This window comes from Nonomuraea montanisoli (genome assembly GCF_013363975.1).
Lineage (GTDB): Bacteria > Actinomycetota > Actinomycetes > Streptosporangiales > Streptosporangiaceae > Nonomuraea > Nonomuraea montanisoli.
The window spans coordinates 165,066-186,783 of sequence record NZ_JABWGN010000015.1 but is presented as its reverse complement, the minus strand read 5'-3'; the positions used below and the strand labels follow the sequence as shown (position 1 = coordinate 186,783).

The window sequence follows — 21,718 nt, the reverse complement described above, 5'->3', positions numbered from 1 at the left end:
GCAGGCGCTGAGCAGGCGCTGAGAAACGGCCGGCGGCTCGCGGGTGCGGCCGCCGGCCGGATGCGGGGTCAGGCCCCGGAGGGCTCGGTCTCGTAGACGGAGAACGCTCCGCTGCGGAAGCGGAACCGGGCGAAGTCGCCGATGTCGCGGCTCACCCCGGGGCGCTGCTCGTCCACGAAGAGCCAGCGGACGCCGTAGCGGTCCCGCAGTCCCTGGACCGTGGCCGCGGACGGCGACACGAAGGCCGCGTCGTTGGCCGCGAGCCGGTCCCGGTCCCAGAAGGGCTGGTGCTGCTCCAGCCGGCCGGGCTGCCAGCTGTCCGCGTTCTTCACCGTGAACGCCCATCCCTCGACCAGCATGTGCCGCTCGGTCAGCGCGGAGATCCAGAACTGGCGCGAGTCGCAGGGGTTCTCCAACCCCCACCGGCAGTGCACGTTCGTGGCGACCAGGTCGTCGGGCGACGAGTGCTCGCGCAGCCAGCGCGCGGCGGTCAGCACCCCGGGCGGCGCCGGCGGCGCGGGCTCCGCCGCGGCCGCCGCCGACCCGCTCGCGCCGGACAGGACCGAGATCACGCGCACGTGGTGCGCGGCGGGCAGGCCCATGGCGGCCAGCGCCACGATCACCAGGGCCCAGCCGCGCAGCCGGGACCGCGTGACCACGACGACCAGCGACGCCAGCGCGACGACGGCCACCAGCATCAGGTACGGGAGGAGCAGGACGGTGTCGGACCGGCCCGGCTCCAGGGGCGCCGTGACGCCGAGCAGCAGGGGGATCGCGTAGGCGCCGGCCAGCCCGGCCCCGATCGCGCACAGCGCCCAGGCGTGCGGGACCCGGGCCCGGCGCAGGATGACGAGGACGCCGAAGACGGCGGGGATCACCAGGTACGGGTGCGAGCCCCACAGGAAGTAGATCTGGCTCCGCCCGGGGTGATCGAGGACGATCATCCCGGCGAGCCCCGCGGCCGCCATGCCCACCATGAGCACCACGTCGGGCCGGACGAACAGCCGCGGCCTGCTCAGCAGCCCCAGCATCGGGCTCCAGGTGACCGCCCAGGCCAGCAGGTATACCGTCGTGACGCCGGCCAGTGACAGCAGCGTGGGAGTCGCGTCCACCGGCATGCCGGTCAGGTCCTGCCAGACGGTGCGCATGAAGGAGAAGGGCGCGACCATCAGGCCCTGCCGCCGCCCGCCGAACAGGACGAGCTGCGCGAAGACCAGGCACGTCCCGGTCATCAGGAGCGCCGTGAGCGCGGGCCACGGCACCCGGCGCCGCCGCACCCCCTCGATCGCCGCCACGGCCGCCAGCCCCACGAGCAGCATCGGCAGGTAGGTGGCCTTGGCGCCCATGACCGCCAGCAGGAAGACGCCCAGGACGAGCCACGCGCCCAGGTCGTACCAGCGGTGGTGCAACAGCTCGGTCAGCAGCAGGACGGCGGGGACGAACAGCAGCGCGCCGAAGGCGAACGTGGGACTGCCCCATGCCGCGTCGTGGATCCCGCCCCAGGTGAACGTCCCGAGCGGGCCGAAGAACAGGCGGGCGGCGCCCACGAAGAGCGTGGCCGCGGCCGCGAGCGCGCCGCCCGTCCACGAGTCGGTCACCCGGCGGCCGAGCATCGCCACCAGCACGACGAACGCGGTCAGCACCGGCAGCATGCCCAGGCGGAGCAGCAGCACCAGCGGCTCGACGCCGGTGATCCAGCTCGCGGCCGCCCAGTGCGCGTAGACGAACCAGTGGTAGAACAGCGGTTCGCCCGCGACGATGGGGCTCGTCGGCGGCAGGTGGTGCTTCAGCTCGCCGATCAGGCCGAGGTGGAACGGCGCGTCGTCCGAGTACCCCGCGAGCTCCGGCCAGGTGAGCGGCGCGGCGGCGAAGTGGCTGTAGGCGGCCTTGGCCACCAGGTAGCAGACGAGCGCCGCCAGCGCCCACGGCCACCAGAGCGGCGCGGCCGGCCGCGGACCGCTCCCCCTCCAGTGCCTGCGCAGGCCGGGCACGGCGAGGAACGCGGCGTAGGTGAGCGCCGGCCACGCCAGGACGAGCAGCGGGAAGCCCGCCGCCCGGGCCGCGACGTAGGCCGCCAGCTCGACGGCCAGGCCGAGCGCCGTGCCGAGCGCCAGCTCCTCCGCCAGGGTGCGGCTGCCGCCGTAGAGGGCGCGGACGAGGAGCAGGCCCGGGAGCGCGAGACACAGCGCGAGGTACGCGCCGTAGCGGCCCATGTCCGGGAGGGAGACGCCGTAGCGGTACAGGACGGCCGCGACGAAGCCGGCGGTGAGCACGGCGGGAGCCCACCGGAGCAGCCGCCGCGCCGCGTCCTGCCGGGGGGAGCCCCCCGCCTCACCGGCGCGGCGGCCCGGTCGTGTGATTGTCTGCTCTTCGAGCGCGTAACCCGGTCGAGATATGGCCATGAGGGGAGTCTGGACGCGCCCGCGATCACAGCCGGGCAGGCGCTCTGCGCTGGACGGAGTCGTTGCCGTTACCTGAAAGCGCCATGAGCGAGCGGAACGCCGTTCACCTCCGGGCGAGGAGTCCGCGGTACAGCGCGAGGTGCTCCTCGACCATGGTCGTGGCGTCGAGGTTCTTCAGGACCCAGGCCCGGGCCTCGGCGCCCAGGCGCGCGGCGTGCCCCGGGTCGTCGAGGAGGCCGGCCACGGCCCGGGCGAGGGCCGCCGGGTCCGAGTGCGGGATCAGGACGCCGCGGTCGTCGCCCAGCAGCTCCGGCGTCCCTCCGACCGCGGTGGCCACGATCGGCCGCCGCTGGACCATCGCCTCCATGATCGCGTTGCTCAGTCCTTCGGAGACGGAGGGGAGCACGACGACGTCGGCCCGGGCCAGCAGCGGCCGGGGGTCGGTCACCGCTCCCCAGAAGCGGACGTCGACGTCCAGCGCGTGGGCCCGGGCCTGGAGCCGCTCGGTCTCCGGGCCGTCGCCGACGAGCAGCCAGGTGCACCGGCGGCCCTCCCGGGCGAGCAGGGCGGCGGCGTCGAGCAGGCAGTCGTGCCCCTTCTCGGGCCGCAGGCGCGCCAGGCACACCACCACGGGCAGCCGGGTGTCGACGGTCGCGGGCTCGACGACCTCCAGCGCCGCGTCGGAAAGGCCGTTGTAGATGACGCTGAGCTTGTGCGGCGGGATGCCCTCGACAGTCCGCGCGTCCTCGGCGACCGCCGCCGCGTTGGCGACGACGTGGTCGGTGATCGCGGTCATCGCGCTGCCCACCGAGAAGAGCCGCCCCTGCTTCCTCTTGATGTCGCTGAGGCCGCGACGGCCGGCGACCATCACGGGCACCCGCGCCAGCAGCGCCGCGGGCGCCCCGATCAGGTAGCTGTGCAGGAGGTACGCGTGCAGCACGTCCGGCCGGAGCCGGCGCAGCAGCAGGACGAGCCGGGCGAAGGCCCGGACGTTGCGCGGGTCGGCGATGCTGCCGGACGGTGTCCTGGTGAAGCCGAGATGGTGGACGTGGATCCCGGCGGCGCGCAGCGTGGCCTCGTGCGGGCCGCCCTTCGACAGCAGCAGCACGTCCACGGCGATGTTCCTGCTGTGCAGCTCGCGCGCGAGCAGGGACACCTGTTTCTCCGCGCCGCCCAGGCCGAGCTGCCCGATGAGCAGCGCGACGCGCCTGAGGCCGGACGGCTCTCCGGACGTGCCCATGAGTCCTCCACTGTCGGCGATATCGTCATCACTCAGAGTAGGAATCCGGACGGTGCGACGCCGGATGCCGCGGGGCGTGTCGCGAATTTCCGGAAGCCGCCGCCATCAGCGGCTTCACCACCGAATGGACCTCCGCCCTGCCCGGGACCAGCGCCCTCGCGGGCAGCCCCGTCAACCGGGCGAAGCGCGTGATCTCCACGGCGGCCAGGGCGGCGTACGTCACGGTGGAGGCCACCGCAGCGCCCACCGCGCCCCAGCGCGGGATCATCACGAGGTTGAGCAGCACGTTCGCGCAGAGCACGCCGACCGAGACGGCGGTCATCGTCGACGGGCGCTCCAGCCGCACGAGGTGCTGCTCGACGGCTCTGACCAGCATGAGGGCGACGGTTCCCGGGGCGAGCGCGAGCAGCGGGGCCACGCTCCCCGCGAAGGAGTCGCCGTAGACCAGCGGGATCATCCACGGCGAGGCCGCCACGAGCACCACCACGAAGCCGGAGGAGACGAGCAGCATGAGCCGCAGCGCGCGGACCGTGACGTGCTTGGCCTCCTCCACGTCACAGGACGCCTGCTTGGGCAGCACGATCTGCGTGATCGTCTCGCACGGGATCCGGGTCAGGGTCATGATCGTGACGGCGACGGTGTAGATGCCGACCGCGGACGGCGAGTCCAGCGCGCTGAGCAGCGGGACGTCGATGGTGACGATGAGGTACAGCGCCACCCAGCCCACGTGGTACCTGCCGGACAGGCTGAGCTGGCGCCGCACGAGCGCCCGGTCCATGCGCAGGCGGATCGGCCGCATCCCGCCCACCACGAGGACGAACGGCAGGGCGATCGAGAGCGCCCAGCAGGCGACCACGCCGGTCAGCGTCAGGTGTCCCAGGGCCGCGAGCGCCAGGATGGGCAGGCACCGCGCCAGCGCGGCGAGGAGCGACTTGCGGTTGACGACGTCCATGCGGGACTGCAAAGTCATGATGCCGTTGAGGTTGACGGAGGCCGCGCCGAGCGGCACCGCCGCCAGGGCCAGCGCCCACAGGGCGAGCCCGCCCTGGGCGCCGAGCAGCGCGACGATCCCCAGCGCGCCCAGCGCCGACAGCGAGCCCAGGATCAGCCCCAGCACCAGGCCGTTCGTGGCCAGCGCCGGGTGCCGCGAACGGTCCTCCCAGAGGGCGATCTGCGACTTCTCCAGCGACAGGTGGCCCACGACGACGGCGGCGAACGCCGCCGTGCTGATCACCGCGTAGACGCCCCTGCCCTCGGGCTGGAGGGTGCGCGCGATGATCACCCCTGTCACCGTCTCCAGGCCCAGCCTGACCCCGCGCGTGGCCAGCGTGCGAAGAGCGAGGGCCGCCGAGGACGTCATGACCTTCACGGGCGTCATCATCGCCACCGGACGGCCGGTGACGGTGGCGGCGCTCCGGCCCGCGTCCCGGCCGCGCGAAACATTGCCCGCCCGTGCCCCAGGCCATACCGATCAGTTCTGTATCAGTTCTGTCCGGTCACTTCGTGGAGGCCCTGGTCGCCGGACCGCCGGTCAGCCTGTGGTCCCGGGGGGTGTGGGTTGTGGGGTTGCGGGTCGCGGAGGTTGCAGGGGTCGGGGCCGCGGAGGGCGAGGTCGCGGGGGTCGGGGTCGCCGGGGTCGCGAGGGGCGCGGGGTCGTCGCCGGTCAGCTCGTAGACGGCGTGGTCGCCGGAGCGGAAGCGCGGCGTGGCCGCGGCGTCCAGGCGGACGCCCGCCGGCAGCCGGGTCTCGTCCACGAACAGCCACCGCACGCCGTAGCGCTCGCGCAGGACGCGGGCCGCCTCGGGCGACGGCCGCTGGAAGACGGCGTCGTTGGCGCGCAGCCGCTCCTGGTCCCAGAACGGGCGGTGCTCCGCCTCCTCCTCGGGACGCGCGCCGGCCAGGGAGGTCGCCGTGTACGCCCAGCCCTCGACCAGCACCCGCCGCTCGCTCAGCGCACTGGCCCAGAAGGCGCGGCTGTCGCACGGGGACTCGAAGCCCCACCGGCAGTGCGCGTTGGTGGCGACGAGGTCGTCCGGGTGCGAGTTGGCGCGCAGCCATCGCCCGGCCGCGACCGCGCCCCGGGGCGCGTCCGGCCCCACCCGGCGGTGCGCGGCGGCCGGGAGCGGGCCCTTCGCGGCGCCCAGCGCGAGCTGCGCCGTCCACGCCGCCGGCGTGCCCGCCGCGGTGACCAGGCAGAGCAGCAGCGCGAAGGTCGCGGACCGGCTCCGGCGCAGCGCGCGCAGCGCCATCCCGGCCGTCACCACCAGGCCGAGCAGTGCCGCGTACGGCAGGTAGAGCACGGCGGCGTCCACGCCGGGGCCGAGCGGCACCCGCACGCCGAGCATCGCGCGGATCGCCACGACGGCGGCCACCCCGGCGCAGGCGGCCCCCACCGCCAGGGCCGGCCGCAGCCTCGCCGTCCGGACCGCGACGGCCAGGCCGAGGCAGGCGAGCATCGCCAGATAGGGGAAGACCGCCTGCAGGAAGTACCCCTGCGACAGCGACGGATGGCCGAGCAGGAGCGCCGCGCCCAGCCCGGCCGCGCTCATGCCGAGCGCCAGCACCACGGGAGGGCGGGCGAGCAGCCGCGGCCGGCACAGCAGTCCCAGCGCCCCGCACCAGGCGACGGCCGCGCCGAGCAGGCACAGGAGCGTCGCCCCGAGCGCCGCCGGCCACGCGACCGGCTCCGCGGCGCTGACGCCGGTCAGGTTGCGCCAGGTCACCCGGACCATCGAGAGCGGATCGACGACGATGCCCTGCCGCGCGCCGCCGAACAGCACCACGTGCGCGAACGCCAGGCACGCCACCGTCAGTCCGAGCACGGCCGCCGCCCGCCGGGGCACCCGGAACCGGGTGACCGCCTCGACGACGGCGACCACCAGCAGGCCGGCCGCGAGGAGCGGCAGGTAGGTGGCCTTGGCCCCCGCCAGCGCCACCAGCATGACCGTCAGGAGGGCCCACCAGCCCCGGCCGCGCCGTCCGGCCCCGGACAGGTCGAGGAGCAGGAGCATCACGGGGGCGAACAGCAGGGCGCCGAACGTCTGGGTGGGGCTGGCCCACGAGTACGGCGGCGTCCAGGTCAGCAGCCCGGGGACCGACCCCGTGTACAGGCCCGGCGCGGCCACGAACACCGTCGCCGCCACCGCGCCGGCCGCCACCCTCCGCGAGCCCGTCAGGCGGCGCCCGACCATCCCGAGCAGCACGACGAACGCCGCCAGCATGGGCAGCACGGCCAGCCGGAAGAGCACGACGGCGGGCTCGATCCCGGTGATCCGGCCGGCCGCGGCGAGGTGCGCGTAGACGAACCAGTGGTACGCCAGCGGCTCACCGGCGACCGACGGCATCGTGGGCGGCACGTGGTTGCGCAGCTCGCCGGTCAGCGCCAGGTGGAAGGGCATGTCCACGGACGACGACAGGAGCGCCGGCCAGGTGAGCGGCTGGCGGGCGTAGAACCCGGCGGCCACCAGGGCGACGACCGCGATCATGACGAGCGCGAGGGTCCACGACCACCACAGCGGGGCGGGGCGCGCGCCGGGTCCGCGCCGCCAGTGCCCGCGCAGCCGGGGGACGGCCAGGAACAGCGCGTACGTGCCGAGCGGCCACGCCAGGACCAGCAGGGGCAGCCCGAGCGCGCGGGCCGGCAGGTAGGTGAGCACCTCGATCGCGTAGCCGAGGCTCAGGCCGAGCGCGACCTGCTCGGGCAGCGCGTGCGCGCGGCCGTACAGGGCGCGCGCCCACAGCAGGCCGGGCAGCGCCAGAGCCAGCGCGACGTACAGGGCGAACGCGGCCGTGTCCCGGGCACCGACGCCGTACAGCCGCAGCGCGACCACGGCGCAGGCGAGCACGGCCGCCGCGGGCAGCCACCGCCACACCCGGCTCAGCGGGCCCGCGGCCCCCGGCGGCGTCTCCCCCACGCGCGGCTCGGGCGGAGTTCCCCCCACCCGTGCCCCGGAGAGCGTCTCACCCTCGCGGCGTTCGGGCGGAATCTCCCCCACCCGTGCCTCGGAGGGCGTCGCTCCCCCGTGGCGTTCGGGTGGCGTCTCTCCCTCGCGCGGCTCGGTCTGTGGCGGTCGCGGAACGTGCGGTCGGGGCGGGGCGGCCATGCGCTCCAGCCTGGCGACGCTCCCTCCGCCCGGCGGGCGAATGCCCCGAACGGAACCGTCTCCTTGCGACTGCTTTGCCGCGACCGCGACCGCAACCCCAACAACGGCGCCACGCCAGGCCCCGTTTTCCCCGCCCGACCGGAAAGCTTTACCGCAAAAACGGACGCATTACCGCAACCGATGTTTGTCTCCCGACACGCCCATCCCCTATCGAGTGCTGTCATTGTCCGCGCCGCGCGATCACCGCCCGATTTCATCCCTACTCTGCTTCGAGGTGCATACACATCGCCTTTGCTCCTGTTTTAGCTAGCAAACGCGTTCTTGGGAGTTTCGCATGCCGGACGGCAAGGAGAAGATCGACCGGAGACGGCGTCCGCCTCGCGTGGCGCTGATCGTCCTCGGAGGTGTGGCCGTCCTGGCCGCCCTGCTCTGGGCAGCCTGGGCGCTGACGCCGCTGCCCGGCGACACGCGTCCGGTCGACCCGCTGGCCGCCCCGGTGTCCGGGGAGTCGAACACCACCGCGCGTGACCACGGCTCCAGCGTCCAGCTCAACCAGGTGCCGGACCACGTCGTGCGGGCCGTCCTCGCCGCCGAGGCCGCGGCCCCCGCCCCGGAGCCGGGCGTGACCATGGAGGGGCTGGCGCGCGGCGTGTGGTTCGCCCTCACCGGGCGCAGCACCGGCGACTTCGCGATGAGCCAGCGGATGGCCGCCGGCCAGCACCCGGAGGACCGCTCGTTCCCGCGCCGGGTCGCCGATCTCGCGGTGGCCGCCAAGGCCGGCCTGTCCCGCTCGCCGGAGTGGGTGCTGGAGAGGTACCTCAACGTGCTCGACCTCGGCGGCGGCTCCCGGGGGCTCCAGGCGGGGGCGCGCGCGTTCTTCGGCAAGGACGTCCAGGACCTCAGCGTGGCGGAGGGCGCGTACCTCGCCGCCGCGATCCGGCGCACGGACCCGGCCGGCGACGCCGCGGCCGAGCCGGCCGCGAACCTGCGCGCAGGCTGGCGCGCGGTGATCGACTCCATGCACCGCCAGGGAACGCTCACCGCACCCCAGGCCGCCGCGCAGCGCTTCCCCGCCACACGCCTCGCGGCCGCGGGCGTCTCCGTGCCGTCTGGAGGCGCTCGTCCCCGGATCGTCGCGGCCACCGGCCCCGCCGCAGCTCGCACGGCCGTCACCTCGACGCCCGAGAAAGCCGCGAAGGCCGCGAAGCCTGCGAGCGCCACGAACGCCGCCAAGGCCGCCAAGCCCGTCGCCCCCCGCAAGGGCGCCCGCCGCGCCCGGCAGAACTGCCCGCCCGGCTCGATCATCTGCCTGGAGAACGAGCTCCCGGGCAACCCGCCCAGCGAGTGGGACGTCATCGGCGCCGGCAGCCCCGACATCCAGGGCTATCCCACGCAGATCAGCGTCAACCACGGCGACACCATCAACTTCAAGATCAACACCCCGGCGACGGACTACCGCCTCGACATCTACCGCTTCGGCTGGTACGGCGGCCTGGGGGCCCGGCTCATCACCACGCTCCAGCCGTCCGTCCCGCTCCCCCAGACCCAGCCGGACTGCGCGAGCGACCCCGCGACCGGGCTCGTCGACTGCGGCACCTGGGCGGTGTCGGCCTCCTGGGCCGTGCCGGCCACCGCCGTCACCGGGGTCTACGAGGCCAAGCTGGTCCGCGAGGACGGCACGCCCGGCGACAGCCAGATCCTCTTCGTCGTCCGCGACGACCAGCGCTCGTCGGAGGTGCTGTTCAAGACCTCCGACACGACGTGGCAGGCCTACAACCGCTACGGCGGCAACAGCCTGTACTTCGGCCAGCCCGCCAACCGCGCCTACAAGGTCAGCTACAACCGCCCGATCACCACGCGCGGCGTCTCCAACGGCCCGCCCAACTACTTCTTCAACTCCGAGTACCCGATGCTGCGCTGGATCGAGCGCAACGCCTTCGACGTCGGCTACATCTCCAGCATCGACGCCGTCGTCCGCCCCGGCCTGCTGCTGGGCCACGACGCGCTGCTGTCCGTCGGCCATGACGAGTACTGGTCGGAGGAGATGCGTGACAACGTCGCCGCGGCCCGCGACGACGGCGTGAACGTCGCCTTCTTCTCGGCCAACGAGGTGTTCTGGAAGACCCGCTGGGAGCCCAGCATCGACGGGGCGGACACCCCGTTCCGCACGATGACCTGTTACAAGGAGACACTCGCCAACGCCAAGATCGACCCCAGCCCGCAGTGGACGGGGACCTGGCGCGACCCGCGCTTCTCGCCGCCGTCCAACGGCGGCAGACCGGAGAACCAGCTCACCGGCACCCTGTTCATCATCAACGGCGTCGTCAACGACGCGATCCAGGTGCCGTCCCAGTACGCGGCCATGCGGCTGTGGCGCAACACCTCGATCGCGAACCTGCAGCCCGGCCAGGTCGCGACCCTCTCCTCCGGCACCCTCGGCTTCGAGTGGGACAACCAGCCGGACAACAGCGTCGCGCCGCCCGGGCTGGCGCGGTACTCCAGCACCACCCTGAGCTACACCAACAAGGTCCTGCTCGACTTCGGCAGCACGTACGGGGCCGGCACCGCCACCCACCACCTCACGCTCTACCGGCAGCCCAGCGGCGGCGGCCTGGTGTTCGGCGCGGGGACCATCCAGTGGCCGTGGGGGCTGGACGCCGTGCACGACCGCGACGGCGCGCCGATCGACATCCGCATCCAGCAGGCGACCGTCAACCTCTTCGCCGACTTCGGCCTGCAGCCGGCGACGCTGCAGACCGACCTGGTCCCGGCGACCCAGTCCACCGACACGGCGCCGCCGACCTCCGCGCTGACCGCCCCGCTCAGCGGCGCGACCGTGGTGACCGGCAAGACCGTCACGATCAGCGGCACGGCCGCCGACACGGGCGGCGGCGTCGTCGCGGGCGTCGAGGTGTCGACCGACAACGGCACGAGCTGGCAGGCGGCCACCGGGTTCGGCCCCTGGCAGTTCACCTGGGTGCCGCAGACCGCGGGCAACACGACGCTCCTCGTGCGGGCCGTGGACGACATCGGCAACCTCCAGACCACCCTGGACTCGCGCCCGGTCACGGTCGTCGGGAGCTGTCCGTGCAGCCTGTGGCCCTCCACGACCGTTCCCGCGGTCCTCGCCCAGCCGGACTCGCGTTCCGTCGAGGTCGGTGTGAAGTTCCAGGCGTCCCAGGAGGGCGCGATCCTGGGCATCCGGTTCTACAAGGGGGCGGGCAACACCGGCACCCACATCGGCAACCTGTGGACCAGCACGGGCCAGCTCCTCGCCCGGGCCACGTTCACCAACGAGACCGACACCGGCTGGCAACAGGTGGACTTCCCCGCGCCGATCCAGGTCACGCCGGGCACCACGTACGTCGCCTCGTACTTCGCGCCCGCCGGCCACTACGCGCTCAACCAGGACTACTTCACCACGGCCCGGGTCAACGGCCCGCTCACCGCTCCCACGAGCACCGCGGCCGGCGGCAACGGCGTCTACCGGTACGGCTCCGGCACCGCCTTCCCGACCAGCACGTTCCGTTCGTCCAACTACTGGGTGGACGTGTCGTTCTCGCCGACCAACCTCTTCCCGAGCACGTCGGTGCCCGCGGTGGTGAACGGCACCGACGCCAACGCGGTCACGCTGGGCGTGCGGTTCCAGTCGCTGGTGCCCGGCACGATCCGGGGCATCAGGTTCTACAAGGGCGCGCAGAACACCGGCACGCACATCGGCACGCTCTGGACCAACGCCGGTGCGAAGCTCGCCAGCGCGACGTTCACCAACGAGACGGCGTCCGGGTGGCAGGAGGTCATCTTCAGCACACCGGTCCGAATAACCCCGAACACCACCTATGTCGCTTCATACAACACGCTGGTGGGGCATTTCTCGTACAACCAGAATTTCTTCACCACGCAGTACAACAATCCGCCCCTCATCGGGCTGGCGAGCGGGGTCCAGGGCAACGGCGTGTACCGCTACACCTCGCAGAACCTGTTCCCGACCGCGACGTTCAAGGCCAGCAACTACTGGGTCGACGTGGTCTTCGACGCCGACTGAGCCGGCACCCGGGGGGCGCGAGCCCCCCGGAACCACCGCACCGGGTAATACCGCACCAAGAAGAACGCAAGAGGCCACGGCCCGTCATGACGGACGCACCGGCCGTGTGATGCGATGACCGCCAGGAGCCCCCTGGCGCAGAGGACCGTTCCGCGAAGGCGCGCCCGTCGCGCGCGCCTTCGCCGCGATATCGGAGGATCCATGTCGGAGTCAGTGTCGGTGGTCATCCCGTGTTACCGGTCGGCGCGCACGCTCCCGATACTCGTGCCCAGGATCGTCTCCGTGCTGGGCGAGCTGGGCGTGCGCTACGAGGTGATCCTCGTCGTCGACGGCAGCCCGGACGACACCTGGGCGGCCGCCGCCGAGCTGGCCCGGCACGTGGAGGGCGTGCGCGCGATCCACCTGTCCCGCAACTACGGCCAGCACAACGCCCTGGTCGCGGGCATCAGGGAGGCCGCGTCACAGGTGGTCGTCACGATGGACGACGACCTCCAGCACCTGCCCGAGCAGATCCCGAACCTGCTGGCCGCCCTGGAGGGCGACCGCCTCGACCTGGTCTACGGCGTGCCGCACGTCGAGGAGCACGGCTACCTGCGCAGCCTCGCCTCCCGCACGGTCAAGGCGTGCATGTCCGCCACGCTGGGCTTCCGCGGCGCCCGCAAGATCAGCGCGTTCCGCGCCTTCCGCACCCACCTGCGCGACGGGTTCGCCCAGCTCTCGGGCCCGCACGCGTCCATCGACGTGGCCCTGTCGTGGGCCACGACCCGGATCGGCTCGGCGTCGGTTCAGATGAACCACCGCGAGCACGGCCGGTCCAACTACTCGCTGCCGCTGCTGGTGCGGCACACCGCCAACATGGTGCTGGGATACAGCGCGGCGCCGCTGCGCCTGGCCAGCTACCTCGGGTTCGCCGCCGGCGTGTTCGGCCTGCTGCTGGGCGGGGCCGTCCTGTGGCACTTCGCGACCGGCGGCACGACGGTGGCCGGGTTCACCACGATCGCCTCGATGGTCGCCCTGTTCTCGGCGGCGCAGCTCATCGCCATCGGCGTCCTCGGCGAATACGTGGGCCGTATTCACGGCAGCGGAATGGGACACCCGACCTACGTGATCCGCGAGCGGATCGGGACGTCCGCCCCTCTCGCGCAGCCCCGGCGCAGCGGCGCCGCCGGCGTTCCCGCGCGCAATCCCTGACGTCGCCGGGCGCGCATTCCCCACCAAGTCATCGGCTCTCCACCAACCGGCCAAGCTATCGCCCGCGAACGCGCCCGGCGCGCGCCGCCGCGGCCCGCTCGAACAGGCACGGGTTAGAAACGGGAACAGGAAATCGGCCGACGTCATTTCGCATTCACGAGCCGATTGTCAAGCGATCGGCCCCGAAATGCCACCGGCTCGGTGAAACACTCGTCGAATGGAGTGAGTGTGCGTTTCTTGCCCGCTCAGGAACACATCACGGCCGGAATCGTCGGCCTGGGATATGTCGGATCGTGTATAGCCGCGACCCTCGCCGACAACGGCGTCGGCGTGATCGGGGTGGATACCGACGCCACGCTCGTCGAGGAGCTGGCGGGCGGACACTGCCGGTTCAGCGAAGCGGGGCTGCCCGAGCTGGTCTCCCGCCTGGCCGGCACGGCGGCCTTCCGGCCCACCACGGAGTACGCGGCGCTCGCCGCGGCCGACGTGGTCATCGTCACGGTCGGCACGCCCATCCGCGACCAGGGCGTGCTGATGGACCTCCAGCTCCGCGGCGCCTGCGAGGAGCTGAGCAGGCACCTGCGCCCCGGCCAGCTCCTGGTCTTCAAGAGCACCGTTCCCGCCGGGATGACGCGCGAGCTGGTCGTCCCGCTGCTGGAGCGCTCCGGCCTGACCTGCGGGACCGACTTCGGGCTGGCCTTCTGCCCCGAGCGGCTCTCCGAGGGCAACGCGCTGCGGGAGCTGCGTTCCTTCCCCATCGTGGTGGGCGGCTGGTGCGACGAGAGCACCGACGCCGCCGCGGAGTTCTGGCGGCGCGCCCTGGGCGTCGAGATCATCCGCTGCGCGTCGCTGGAGACGGCCGAGATGGTCAAGCTGGCCGACAACTGGTGGATCGACCACAACATCGCGATGGCCAACGAGCTCGCCCAGGTGTGCGCCACGGTCGACGTGGACGTGCTCGACGTGATCGCCGCGGCCAACTCGATCAAGAAGGGCAGCGGCAGCGTCAACATCCTGCTGCCGAGCGTCGGCGTCGGCGGCTCGTGCCTCACCAAGGACCCGTGGATGGTGTGGCGCTCGGCCGGCGAGCGCGGCCTGGCGCTGCGCACGATCCCCGCGGCGCGGGAGGTGAACGACAGCATGCCGCACTACACCTTCGGCCTCATCGTGGAGGAGCTGGCCAAGCTCGGCCGCGCGCCGGAGCAGGCGAAGGTCGCGGTGCTGGGCCTGGCGTTCAAGAACGACACCGGCGACCTGCGGGCCACGCCGACCCAGCCGGTCATCGCGGCGCTGCGCGAGGCCGGCGCCGAGGTCGCGCTGCACGACCCGCTGGTGGACGAGGACGAGGCCGAGAAGACCTTCGGGCTGCGGCCGTGCGCCTCGGTCGAGGAGGCCGTGCGCGGCGCGGACTGCCTGGCCGTGCTGGCCTGGCACAAGCCGTTCCGCGATCTGGACCTCACGTGGCTGCGCCGGCAGGTGGCCGCGTCGTGCGCGGTGATCGACGGGCGCGCCTACTACCCGCGCGAGACCATCGCCCGCATGCGCGAGCTGGGCTTCGCCTACCGCGGGATCGGACGGTAGACGCCATGGCACGAGTGGTCGTCACGGGCGGCAGCGGATTCGTCGGAAGCCATCTGGTCGAGCGGCTCATCGCCGAGGGCCACGAGACCACGGTCTTCGACCACGGCGCCCCGCCGCCCGGCCTGGTCTCCGGCCCGGACGCGCCCCGGTACGTCAGCGGCGACATCCGCGACCGCGCCCAGGTGTCCGCCGTCGTCGAGCGCGGCGTCGACGTCGTCTACCACCTCGCCGCGGTGGTGGGCGTCGACCGCTACCTCAACGAGCCGCTGGACGTCGTCGACATCAACCTCATCGGCACCCGCAACGTCCTCGACCTGGCCGAGCGGGCCGGCGCCAAGGTCGTGCTGGCCAGCACCAGCGAGGTCTTCGGCAAGAACCCGGCGGTGCCCTGGGCGGAGGACGACGACCGGGTGCTCGGCAGCACGTCCGTCGACCGGTGGAGCTACTCCTCCAGCAAGGCGCTGGCCGAGCACCTGACGTTCGCCTTCGTCCGGCAGCGCGGCCTGCGCGCGACGATCGTGCGCTACTTCAACGTCTACGGCCCGCGCCAGCGGCCCGCGTTCGTCGTCAGCCGGACGGTCCACCGGGCGCTGCGCGGCCTGCCGCCGATCGTCTACGACGACGGGGGCCAGACCCGGTGCTTCACGTTCGTGGACGACGCCATCGACGCCACGCTGACGGCGGGAGCGAGCGACAAGGCCGACGGCGAGTGCTTCAACATCGGCAGCTCGGAGGAGACCACGGTGGGCGAGGTGGTGGGCCTCATCCTCGAACTCACCGGGGACGGGCCGGCGGCCGTGCCGCTCGACACCGGCGCCCGGCTCGGCGCGCGCTACCAGGACCTGCGCCGCAGGATCCCGGACGCCCGCAAGGCGTACGAGGTGCTCGGCTGGCGGGCCTCGACCGAGCTGCGTGAGGGGCTGTCCCGGACCATCGCGTGGGCCCGGGCGAACCCGTGGTGGCTGGCCCAGGAGGACAGCGGCCAGTCCTGACCCCGCGACGCCGGCGGGGACGGCACCGGAAGGTGCCGTCCCCGCTTTCGTCTGTCGGCGCCTTCAGCGGCGGGCGCTCCCCCGCGCCGGGACGAGCTCGACGAACATCTGGGAGGGCCTTCCTCCGAGGAGCTGCCTGGCCAGGTCGAAGCCGGCGAAGCCGGCGGCGAGAATCGGGAAGAGCGGGTGCCGGGTCATCGGGCGCTCGGCCGTGACCGTCACCCACCCGCGGCGGGCCAGCGCGGCCAGGATGCTGGTGCTCCAGAACGGGGCGCCCTGGGTGTAGGAGAAGCGGCTCACCGTGAAGCCGCACGCGTGGGCGAGCCTGGTGAAGTTGCGCCGGTCGAACAGCACCCAGTGCCGCGGGCAGTGGTAGCCGCCCCAGTCGCGGTGCCGGAACAGGCGGGCGTCCATGCTGTCGGTGTTGGGCGTCTTGATGAGGATCACGCCCTGCGGCGTGAGGTGGCGGCCCAGCGTCCTCAGCACCTCGCCGGGGTCGCTCACGTGCTCGATCAGGTTGATCAGCAGGATGAGGTCGAAGCGCTCCTCGGTCGAGAAGTCCTCGACCCGGCCGCAGAAGAAGCGGTGTCCCCGCGCCACGGCCCGCTCCTGGGCGGCCGGGTCCAGGTCGACGACCTGGGTGAACGACACGCGGGAGTCGAGGCCGCGGATCACGTCGAGCTGCCAGCCGTCTCCCCCGCCGACGTCGAGCACCTTCAGCTCGCCGCCGGTCAGCCCGGACAGGATGCGCCGCAGGCGCAGCGCGTCCAGCCGGTCCTTGACGCGGTGGGCGAACGACTGCTCGTCGGAGGCGTAGGCGTAGTAGTTGGCCGGATAGATCTCGGCGAGCCGGTCGACCGGCATGGGGTCGAGGAACAGGACCCCGCACCGCGCGCAGCGGTAGAAGGCGAACTCCTCGTCGCTGCTGCGGTACTCGACGTCGCGGGCGGACGCCCAGGGGGCGGCCCCCGTCTCCTGGCACGCCGGGCACCGCGTACGGGTGCCGGAGTCCGCGGCGTCCGGCCCCCGGCCGGGAACCATGTCGGTGTGTGCGTTCATATCCTGTCCAACTGCCGCCACGTGCGGAAATAGGTGGTCTGCCGCCGCTGGAGCAGCGGCGCGACGTCGGTGTCCATGAGGAAGCGCTCCACGTCCTTCAGCCGCGTGAAGGACACGCTGGGGTCCCAGTGGTGCAGCAGGTGCCGGTTGAAGCCCGCCGCGCCGAACACGGCCGCGAACAGCCCGTCGCCGAAGAGCCGGTTGACCGGTCCGTGCGGGACCACGCTGTAGTCGGTGAGGTCGTCGGCGAACTCGCTGCGGTGCTCCAGCACCTGCCGGACGGTGTTGAGCAGCGGCAGGAACAGCAGCTGCCCCGTCGCCCAGGCGAGGGCGAGGACGACGGCGCCGGCCCACAGCGAGCAGACGACGACCGCGCCGTTGAAGAGCGCCGCGACGACGAACACGCCGTCCACGGAGCCGCCCCCGTCCTGCCCGTCCTGTCCGTCCTGGGGCCGGGCCTTGCCGCGCACCACCTCGCGGTAGCCCTTCAGCGCCCGCACGAGCCGGACCCCGGTGAACCCCTCGACCAGGAAGCGCAGGTTGAGGGGGGCGAAGTAGCTGCGCTCGGGGTCGCGGGTCGTGCCGAGGTAGCGGTGGTGCTCGAAGTGGACCTTGCGGTAGGCCTTGACGTTCATGCCGACGAACAACCCGACGAACGCGTTCGTCAGCCGGTCGCTGGTCTCGCGGTCCGGCGCCAGGTTGTAGTGGGCGCCTTCGTGCAGGTACGTCATGAGGTAGTGCAGCCAGAAGCCGATCAGCGCTCCGCCGGCGACGGCGAGCCCGGCCGAGGCGGCCCACCCCGCGTCGACGGCGCTCCCCACGGCGGCGACCAGCGCCGCGGACAGGGCGAGCGCGAGATGCCCGCCGAGCAGGGTCGTCCAGACCATGCTCCAGCGCGGCGTGAGGGAGCGCCGGAAATCCACGTAACGCGTTCCCGAGGAATCGACCAGCGTGGAATGGCGTACTTTTCCGATGTCCAGAGCCTCGGCGTCCACCTGCACGGCGGTCCCCCTTCTGCTGAGCCTTCCGGAACTCTAACCAGCGGCTCGGCGATATCGGGGACCGCCGTGCGGGTCGGCCGATTAACTGATGTCAAACAATACGTCAACCCAGTAATTCGTGGCCTGGTACGGGTTGGTGGGGAACGTGTTCGAAGCCCCGTATGTGTACACGCCGTTGGCGCCGGAGACGCCGCCGTTCTCGAGCGCGGTCAGCGGGTAATTGCGTTGCGCGTCGAAGAAGTCCTCTAACGTGTACGAGAAATGCCCCGATGAGGTGAAATAAGAGGCGACGTAGGTGGTGTCGGCGGAGACGCTGACCGGCGACGAGAAATACGCCTGCTGCCAGCCGCTCGCGCTCTCCCCCGAGAACGTCACGCTGGCGAGCTGCGTGCCGCCCGAGGTCCACAGGGTGCCGACGTGGGTGCCGGTGTTCTGCGAGCCCTTGTAGAAGCGGATGCCCCGCACCACCCCCGCCGTGTCGGCCCGGAACTTCATCCCCAGCGTCACGGGGTCGGTGTCGGGGTCGTTGAGCACCGCGGGCGTCGCCGCGTCCGTCCAGAGGGTGTCCGAGCGGACGAACACCGGGTCCACCCAGTAGTTGGTGGCCTGGAAGGAGCTGGTCGGGAACGCGTTCGCCGCGCCGAGCGTGTAGATGCCGTTGCGGGCCCCCGGGGCGCTGGCCGGGGCGGTCAGCGGCGGGCTGTTGCGCTCGGTGGCGAAGTAGTTCTGCGTGTACGAGAAGTGCCCCGAGGAGGTGAAGTACGAGGCGATGTAGACGGTGCCGGCGTTGATCGGGACCGGGGTGGAGAAGTTCGCCTGCTGCCAGCCGCTCGCGCTCTCCCCCGAGAACGTCACGCTGGCGAGCTGCGTGCCGCCCGACGTCCACAGGCTGCCGACGTGGGTGCCGGTGTTCTGCGAGCCCTTGTAGAAGCGGATGCCCTGGACGAGCCCGGAGGTGGAGGACGCGAACCTGACCCCCAGCGTGATCGGGTCGTTGTCGGGCTGGTTGGCCACGGCGGGGGTCGCCGAGTTCGGCCACAGCGACTCGGTCACCGTGAGGTTCACCCCGGATGAGGTGCTCGGCGCGAAGTAGACGAGCTCCTCGCCGTCGAAGGTGTCACCGCCCAGGAAGACCGCCGTGAGCCGGTGGTTGCCGCCGGGCAGCGTCGTGGTCTGGAGCTGGGCGTCGCCGTTCTCGTCGACGAAGTCCGTGCCGAGCAGCGTGCTCCCGTCCTTGAAGGCGACCTTGCCCTGCGGGGTCACCGTGCCGGACTGCGGGCCGACCTCCGCGGAGAGCGTGACCTGCTGCCCCTCGGCCACGGAGCCGGAGGGCGAGACGTTCAGCGACGTGTGCGACGCCAGCTCCTCCGGCAGGGAGACCCGGGTGCGCGGTCCGGACGTGGTGCCCTGGAGCGTGACGTTGTTGGTCAGGGCGAAGACCCGGCCGGTGACCGCCGCGCCGGAGCTGACCGTGGCCGCGTTGTTGGCCAGCACGTTGCCGCGGAACGTCGAGTTCGTGCCCAGGGTCGCCGTGCCGGTGATCTGGAAGAAGACGTTGTCCGTCCGGGCGCCGTTGACCAGGTTGATGTTGCTCACGGTGGCGGTGGTCAGGGTGGCCGCCCGGAAGATGAAGATCGCGTTCGGGTCGGTCTCGGCGTCCAGGGTGAGGGTGCCGTTGATCTGGAAGGTGGTGCCGGACGACGGGACGAAGACGCCCGGCCCCTTGGTGGTGCCGCCGAGCTGGGCGGGCACGTTGTCGGTCACCCCGCGTCCGGCCGCGTTGTTGTAGGCGGCGACCGCGTCGGTCTTGGCCGACGCCGCGGTGGCGTCGCCGGCGTGGATCGTGCCGATCACCTGGCCGGGCGGGAACCCGGACACCACGTTGTTCGGGCTGGTGCCCAGGTCTCCGGTGACGGTGGTGTTGTCGGTGTTGGCGACCGCGCCGCCCGCCAGGACCGCGAAGGCCGCCGCGTTCCCGAGGGGGATCAGCGGCGCGGCGACGGCCCTGTCAGGCATCACCGCGAGGAAACCTGTCGCGAGGACGGTGGAGAGGATCGCCGCCAGCGCGGTGCGGCGGGCGCCCGGCCGGCGCGGGGGCAGCGCGCGGCGGGAGCGAGGGCGGGCGAGCGGCGTCCGTGACGGCGAACCGATCGGCCCTGGAGTGCGGTGCGACGGGGCGGGTGTCGCGGGGGTGCGCCCCTCCGGGTGAATCACACCCCTGTTGTACTGCAAATACTGCGCTGAGTAACTGAGCCGCTATGGAATGTCATGCTAACCGTGGGCCGGGCGGTGCGCCCGCGCGATCAGCGACACCCCGGGAAGCGACCGCACCGGCAGGTAGCGCTCGGCCGTGATCACCCCCATGAGCCCCAGATTCACCAGGTACGGCAGCTCCATGACGTCCGAGCCCGAGCTGCTCTTGCGGTGGCGGGCCACCACGGGCCGCAGCAGCACGTTCCAGCTCCACATCCGGTCCAGGACGAGCCCCTGGCCGGCGAGCAGGGCGCGCAGGGTCGGCCGGGTGTACCTGCGGACGTGGCCGGAGGCGACGTCGTGCGCCGACCACAGCGCCATGTCGCACGGCACGGTGATCAGCGCCGTGCCGCCGGGCCGGAGCACGCGGACGATCTCGGCGGCCGCGCGGCCGTCCTCCTCGATGTGCTCCAGCACGTCGAAGGCGCACACCAGGTCGAAGGAGTCGTCGGGCAGCGGCAGCTCCCGGGCGTCGGCGTGGATGGCGCGCAGGCCCCGCTCGCGGGCCAGCTCCACCGCGAGCTCGGAGTAGTCGGCGACCAGCGCGTCCCATCCGTGCCGCACGAGCACCCGCGTGTTGCCGCCGCCGGCCGCGCCGATGTCCAGCGCCCGGCCGGGCGGGCCGTACCGGCGCAGCCTGCGCAGCTCGCGGGCGAGGATGGCACGCCGCTCGCGGTACCACCAGTGGTGGTCCTCCAGCTCGACCGTGCGACGGATCTCCGTAGCCTCCATGACCTCTCCTCGATCGGGCCACGCGGTACGGTGGCCGTGCCGTCAGGCCCGCACCTGGACCTTGCTGTGGTCGCCCACCATGAGCTGGCAGGCGTTGGGCATGCCCTGGGCCCTGGTCACCTCGACGTTGCGCCCGATGAGCGAGTACGTGAGCCGGGAGATCCCCGTGATGGAGGAGTCCCGCAGCACGATGGCGTACTCCACCTCGCTGTCGCGGATCAGGCAGCTCTCGCCGATGGAGGTGTACGGCCCGACGTAGGAGTCGCGGATCACGGTGTGGGCGCCGATGACGGCGGGCCCCCGGATCACCGAGCCCTCCACCGACGCCCCGGCCTCGACGACGACGTTCCCGCTGATCTCCGAGGCGCCGTCCACGCTCCCCCGGATGTCGGGGCGAATCGCCTCCAGGACGATCCGGTTGCACTCCAGCATGTCCTGCAGCCGCCCGGTGTCCTTCCAGTAGCCGCTGACGAAGTGCGAGTGGACGCTGTAGCCGTGGTCGATGAGCCACTTGATGGCGTCGGTGATCTCCAGCTCGCCCCGCGCGGACGGCTCGATGGAGCGGACGGCCTCGTGGATGGCCGGGGAGAAGGTGTAGACGCCGACGATCGCGAGGTCGCTGCGCGGGTTCGCCGGCTTCTCCTCCAGCCGCAGGATCTGCCCGTCGGGGCCGAGCTCGGCGACGCCGTAGAACTGCGGCTCGGCGACCTTGGTGAGCAGGATCTGGGCGTCGTGGCCGGCCGCGCCGAAGGCGTCCACCAGGTCGGCGATGCCGCCGATGAGGAAGTTGTCGCCCAGGTACATCACGAACGGCTCGTCGCCGAGGAAGTCGCGGGCGATGAGCACGCAGTGGGCGAGCCCGAGCGGCGCGTCCTGGGGGATGTAGGTCACCTCCAGCCCGAACCGGGAGCCGTCGCCGACGGCCTCGCGCACCTCCGCCCCCGTGTCGCCGACGACGATGCCGACGCTGGTGATCCCGGCCGCCCGGATGGCCTCCAGGCCGTAGAACAGGACCGGTTTGTTGGCCACCGGCACCAACTGCTTCGCCGACGTGTGGGTGAGCGGGCGCAGCCGCGTCCCCTTTCCCCCTGCCAGCACGAGCGCCTTCATCGCCGTGGA

13 protein-coding genes are annotated in these 21,718 nt (G+C 72.5%); 4 read left to right on the top strand and 9 right to left on the bottom strand.

What is annotated here, in order from left to right; all coding sequences use genetic code 11:
* Positions 1-68 precede the first annotated feature (68 nt).
* The 4 genes from HTZ77_RS34405 to HTZ77_RS34390 form a co-directional block, all read right to left on the bottom strand.
* Positions 69-2,402 carry a hypothetical protein gene (locus HTZ77_RS34405; RefSeq protein ID WP_175593910.1) on the bottom strand — a complete coding sequence of 778 codons (2,334 nt, stop codon included), beginning with the start codon at positions 2,400-2,402 and terminating at the stop codon, positions 69-71.
* A 103-nt stretch (positions 2,403-2,505) separates the two neighbouring features.
* Positions 2,506-3,642 (bottom strand): glycosyltransferase, encoded by a 1,137-nt coding sequence (locus HTZ77_RS34400; protein ID WP_175593909.1) that lies wholly within the window; start codon positions 3,640-3,642, stop codon positions 2,506-2,508.
* 28 nt (positions 3,643-3,670) lie between these two features.
* Entirely contained in the window at positions 3,671-5,002 is a 1,332-nt protein-coding gene (locus HTZ77_RS34395; protein ID WP_235995612.1) for a lipopolysaccharide biosynthesis protein, read from the bottom strand.
* Positions 5,003-5,138: 136 nt separating this feature from the next.
* Positions 5,139-7,583, bottom strand: a complete 2,445-nt coding sequence (locus HTZ77_RS34390) for a hypothetical protein (RefSeq protein ID WP_175593907.1) — start codon at positions 7,581-7,583, stop codon at positions 5,139-5,141.
* Positions 7,584-8,079: 496 nt separating this feature from the next.
* Here HTZ77_RS34390 and HTZ77_RS34385 point away from each other — a divergent pair, with 496 nt between their 5' ends.
* The 4 genes from HTZ77_RS34385 to HTZ77_RS34370 all read left to right on the top strand — a co-directional run bounded on the left by HTZ77_RS34385 (position 8,080) and on the right by HTZ77_RS34370 (position 15,554).
* Positions 8,080-11,790 carry a N,N-dimethylformamidase beta subunit family domain-containing protein gene (locus tag HTZ77_RS34385; protein WP_175593906.1) on the top strand — a complete coding sequence of 1,237 codons (3,711 nt, stop codon included), beginning with the start codon at positions 8,080-8,082 and terminating at the stop codon, positions 11,788-11,790.
* A gap of 201 nt (positions 11,791-11,991) precedes the next feature.
* Entirely contained in the window at positions 11,992-12,981 is a 990-nt protein-coding gene (locus HTZ77_RS34380; RefSeq protein ID WP_175593905.1) for a glycosyltransferase family 2 protein, read from the top strand.
* 228 nt (positions 12,982-13,209) lie between these two features.
* Complete coding sequence (locus tag HTZ77_RS34375; protein ID WP_175593904.1) at positions 13,210-14,562, top strand: nucleotide sugar dehydrogenase; 1,353 nt, start codon at positions 13,210-13,212, stop codon at positions 14,560-14,562.
* Positions 14,563-14,567: 5 nt separating this feature from the next.
* Positions 14,568-15,554, top strand: coding sequence for an NAD-dependent epimerase/dehydratase family protein (locus HTZ77_RS34370; RefSeq protein WP_175593903.1), 987 nt, complete (start codon positions 14,568-14,570; stop codon positions 15,552-15,554).
* A gap of 63 nt (positions 15,555-15,617) precedes the next feature.
* Here HTZ77_RS34370 and HTZ77_RS34365 read toward each other — a convergent pair whose 3' ends face one another.
* The 5 genes from HTZ77_RS34365 to HTZ77_RS34345 all read right to left on the bottom strand — a co-directional run bounded on the left by HTZ77_RS34365 (position 15,618) and on the right by HTZ77_RS34345 (position 21,709).
* Entirely contained in the window at positions 15,618-16,613 is a 996-nt protein-coding gene (locus HTZ77_RS34365; protein WP_175593902.1) for a methyltransferase domain-containing protein, read from the bottom strand.
* Positions 16,610-17,614: a fatty acid desaturase gene (locus HTZ77_RS34360; protein ID WP_175593901.1), complete on the bottom strand. Its 1,005-nt coding sequence runs from the start codon at positions 17,612-17,614 to the stop codon at positions 16,610-16,612. Before HTZ77_RS34360 ends, HTZ77_RS34365 begins: the two co-directional genes overlap by 4 nt.
* 81 nt (positions 17,615-17,695) lie before the next feature.
* Positions 17,696-19,630, bottom strand: a complete 1,935-nt coding sequence (locus HTZ77_RS34355; RefSeq protein WP_175593900.1) for a DUF4082 domain-containing protein — start codon at positions 19,628-19,630, stop codon at positions 17,696-17,698.
* Positions 19,631-19,885: 255 nt separating this feature from the next.
* Positions 19,886-20,599 carry a class I SAM-dependent methyltransferase gene (locus HTZ77_RS34350; RefSeq protein ID WP_175593899.1) on the bottom strand — a complete coding sequence of 238 codons (714 nt, stop codon included), beginning with the start codon at positions 20,597-20,599 and terminating at the stop codon, positions 19,886-19,888.
* Between the two features lie 42 nt (positions 20,600-20,641).
* Positions 20,642-21,709, bottom strand: coding sequence for a glucose-1-phosphate thymidylyltransferase (locus tag HTZ77_RS34345; protein ID WP_175593898.1), 1,068 nt, complete (start codon positions 21,707-21,709; stop codon positions 20,642-20,644).
* Positions 21,710-21,718 lie beyond the last annotated feature (9 nt).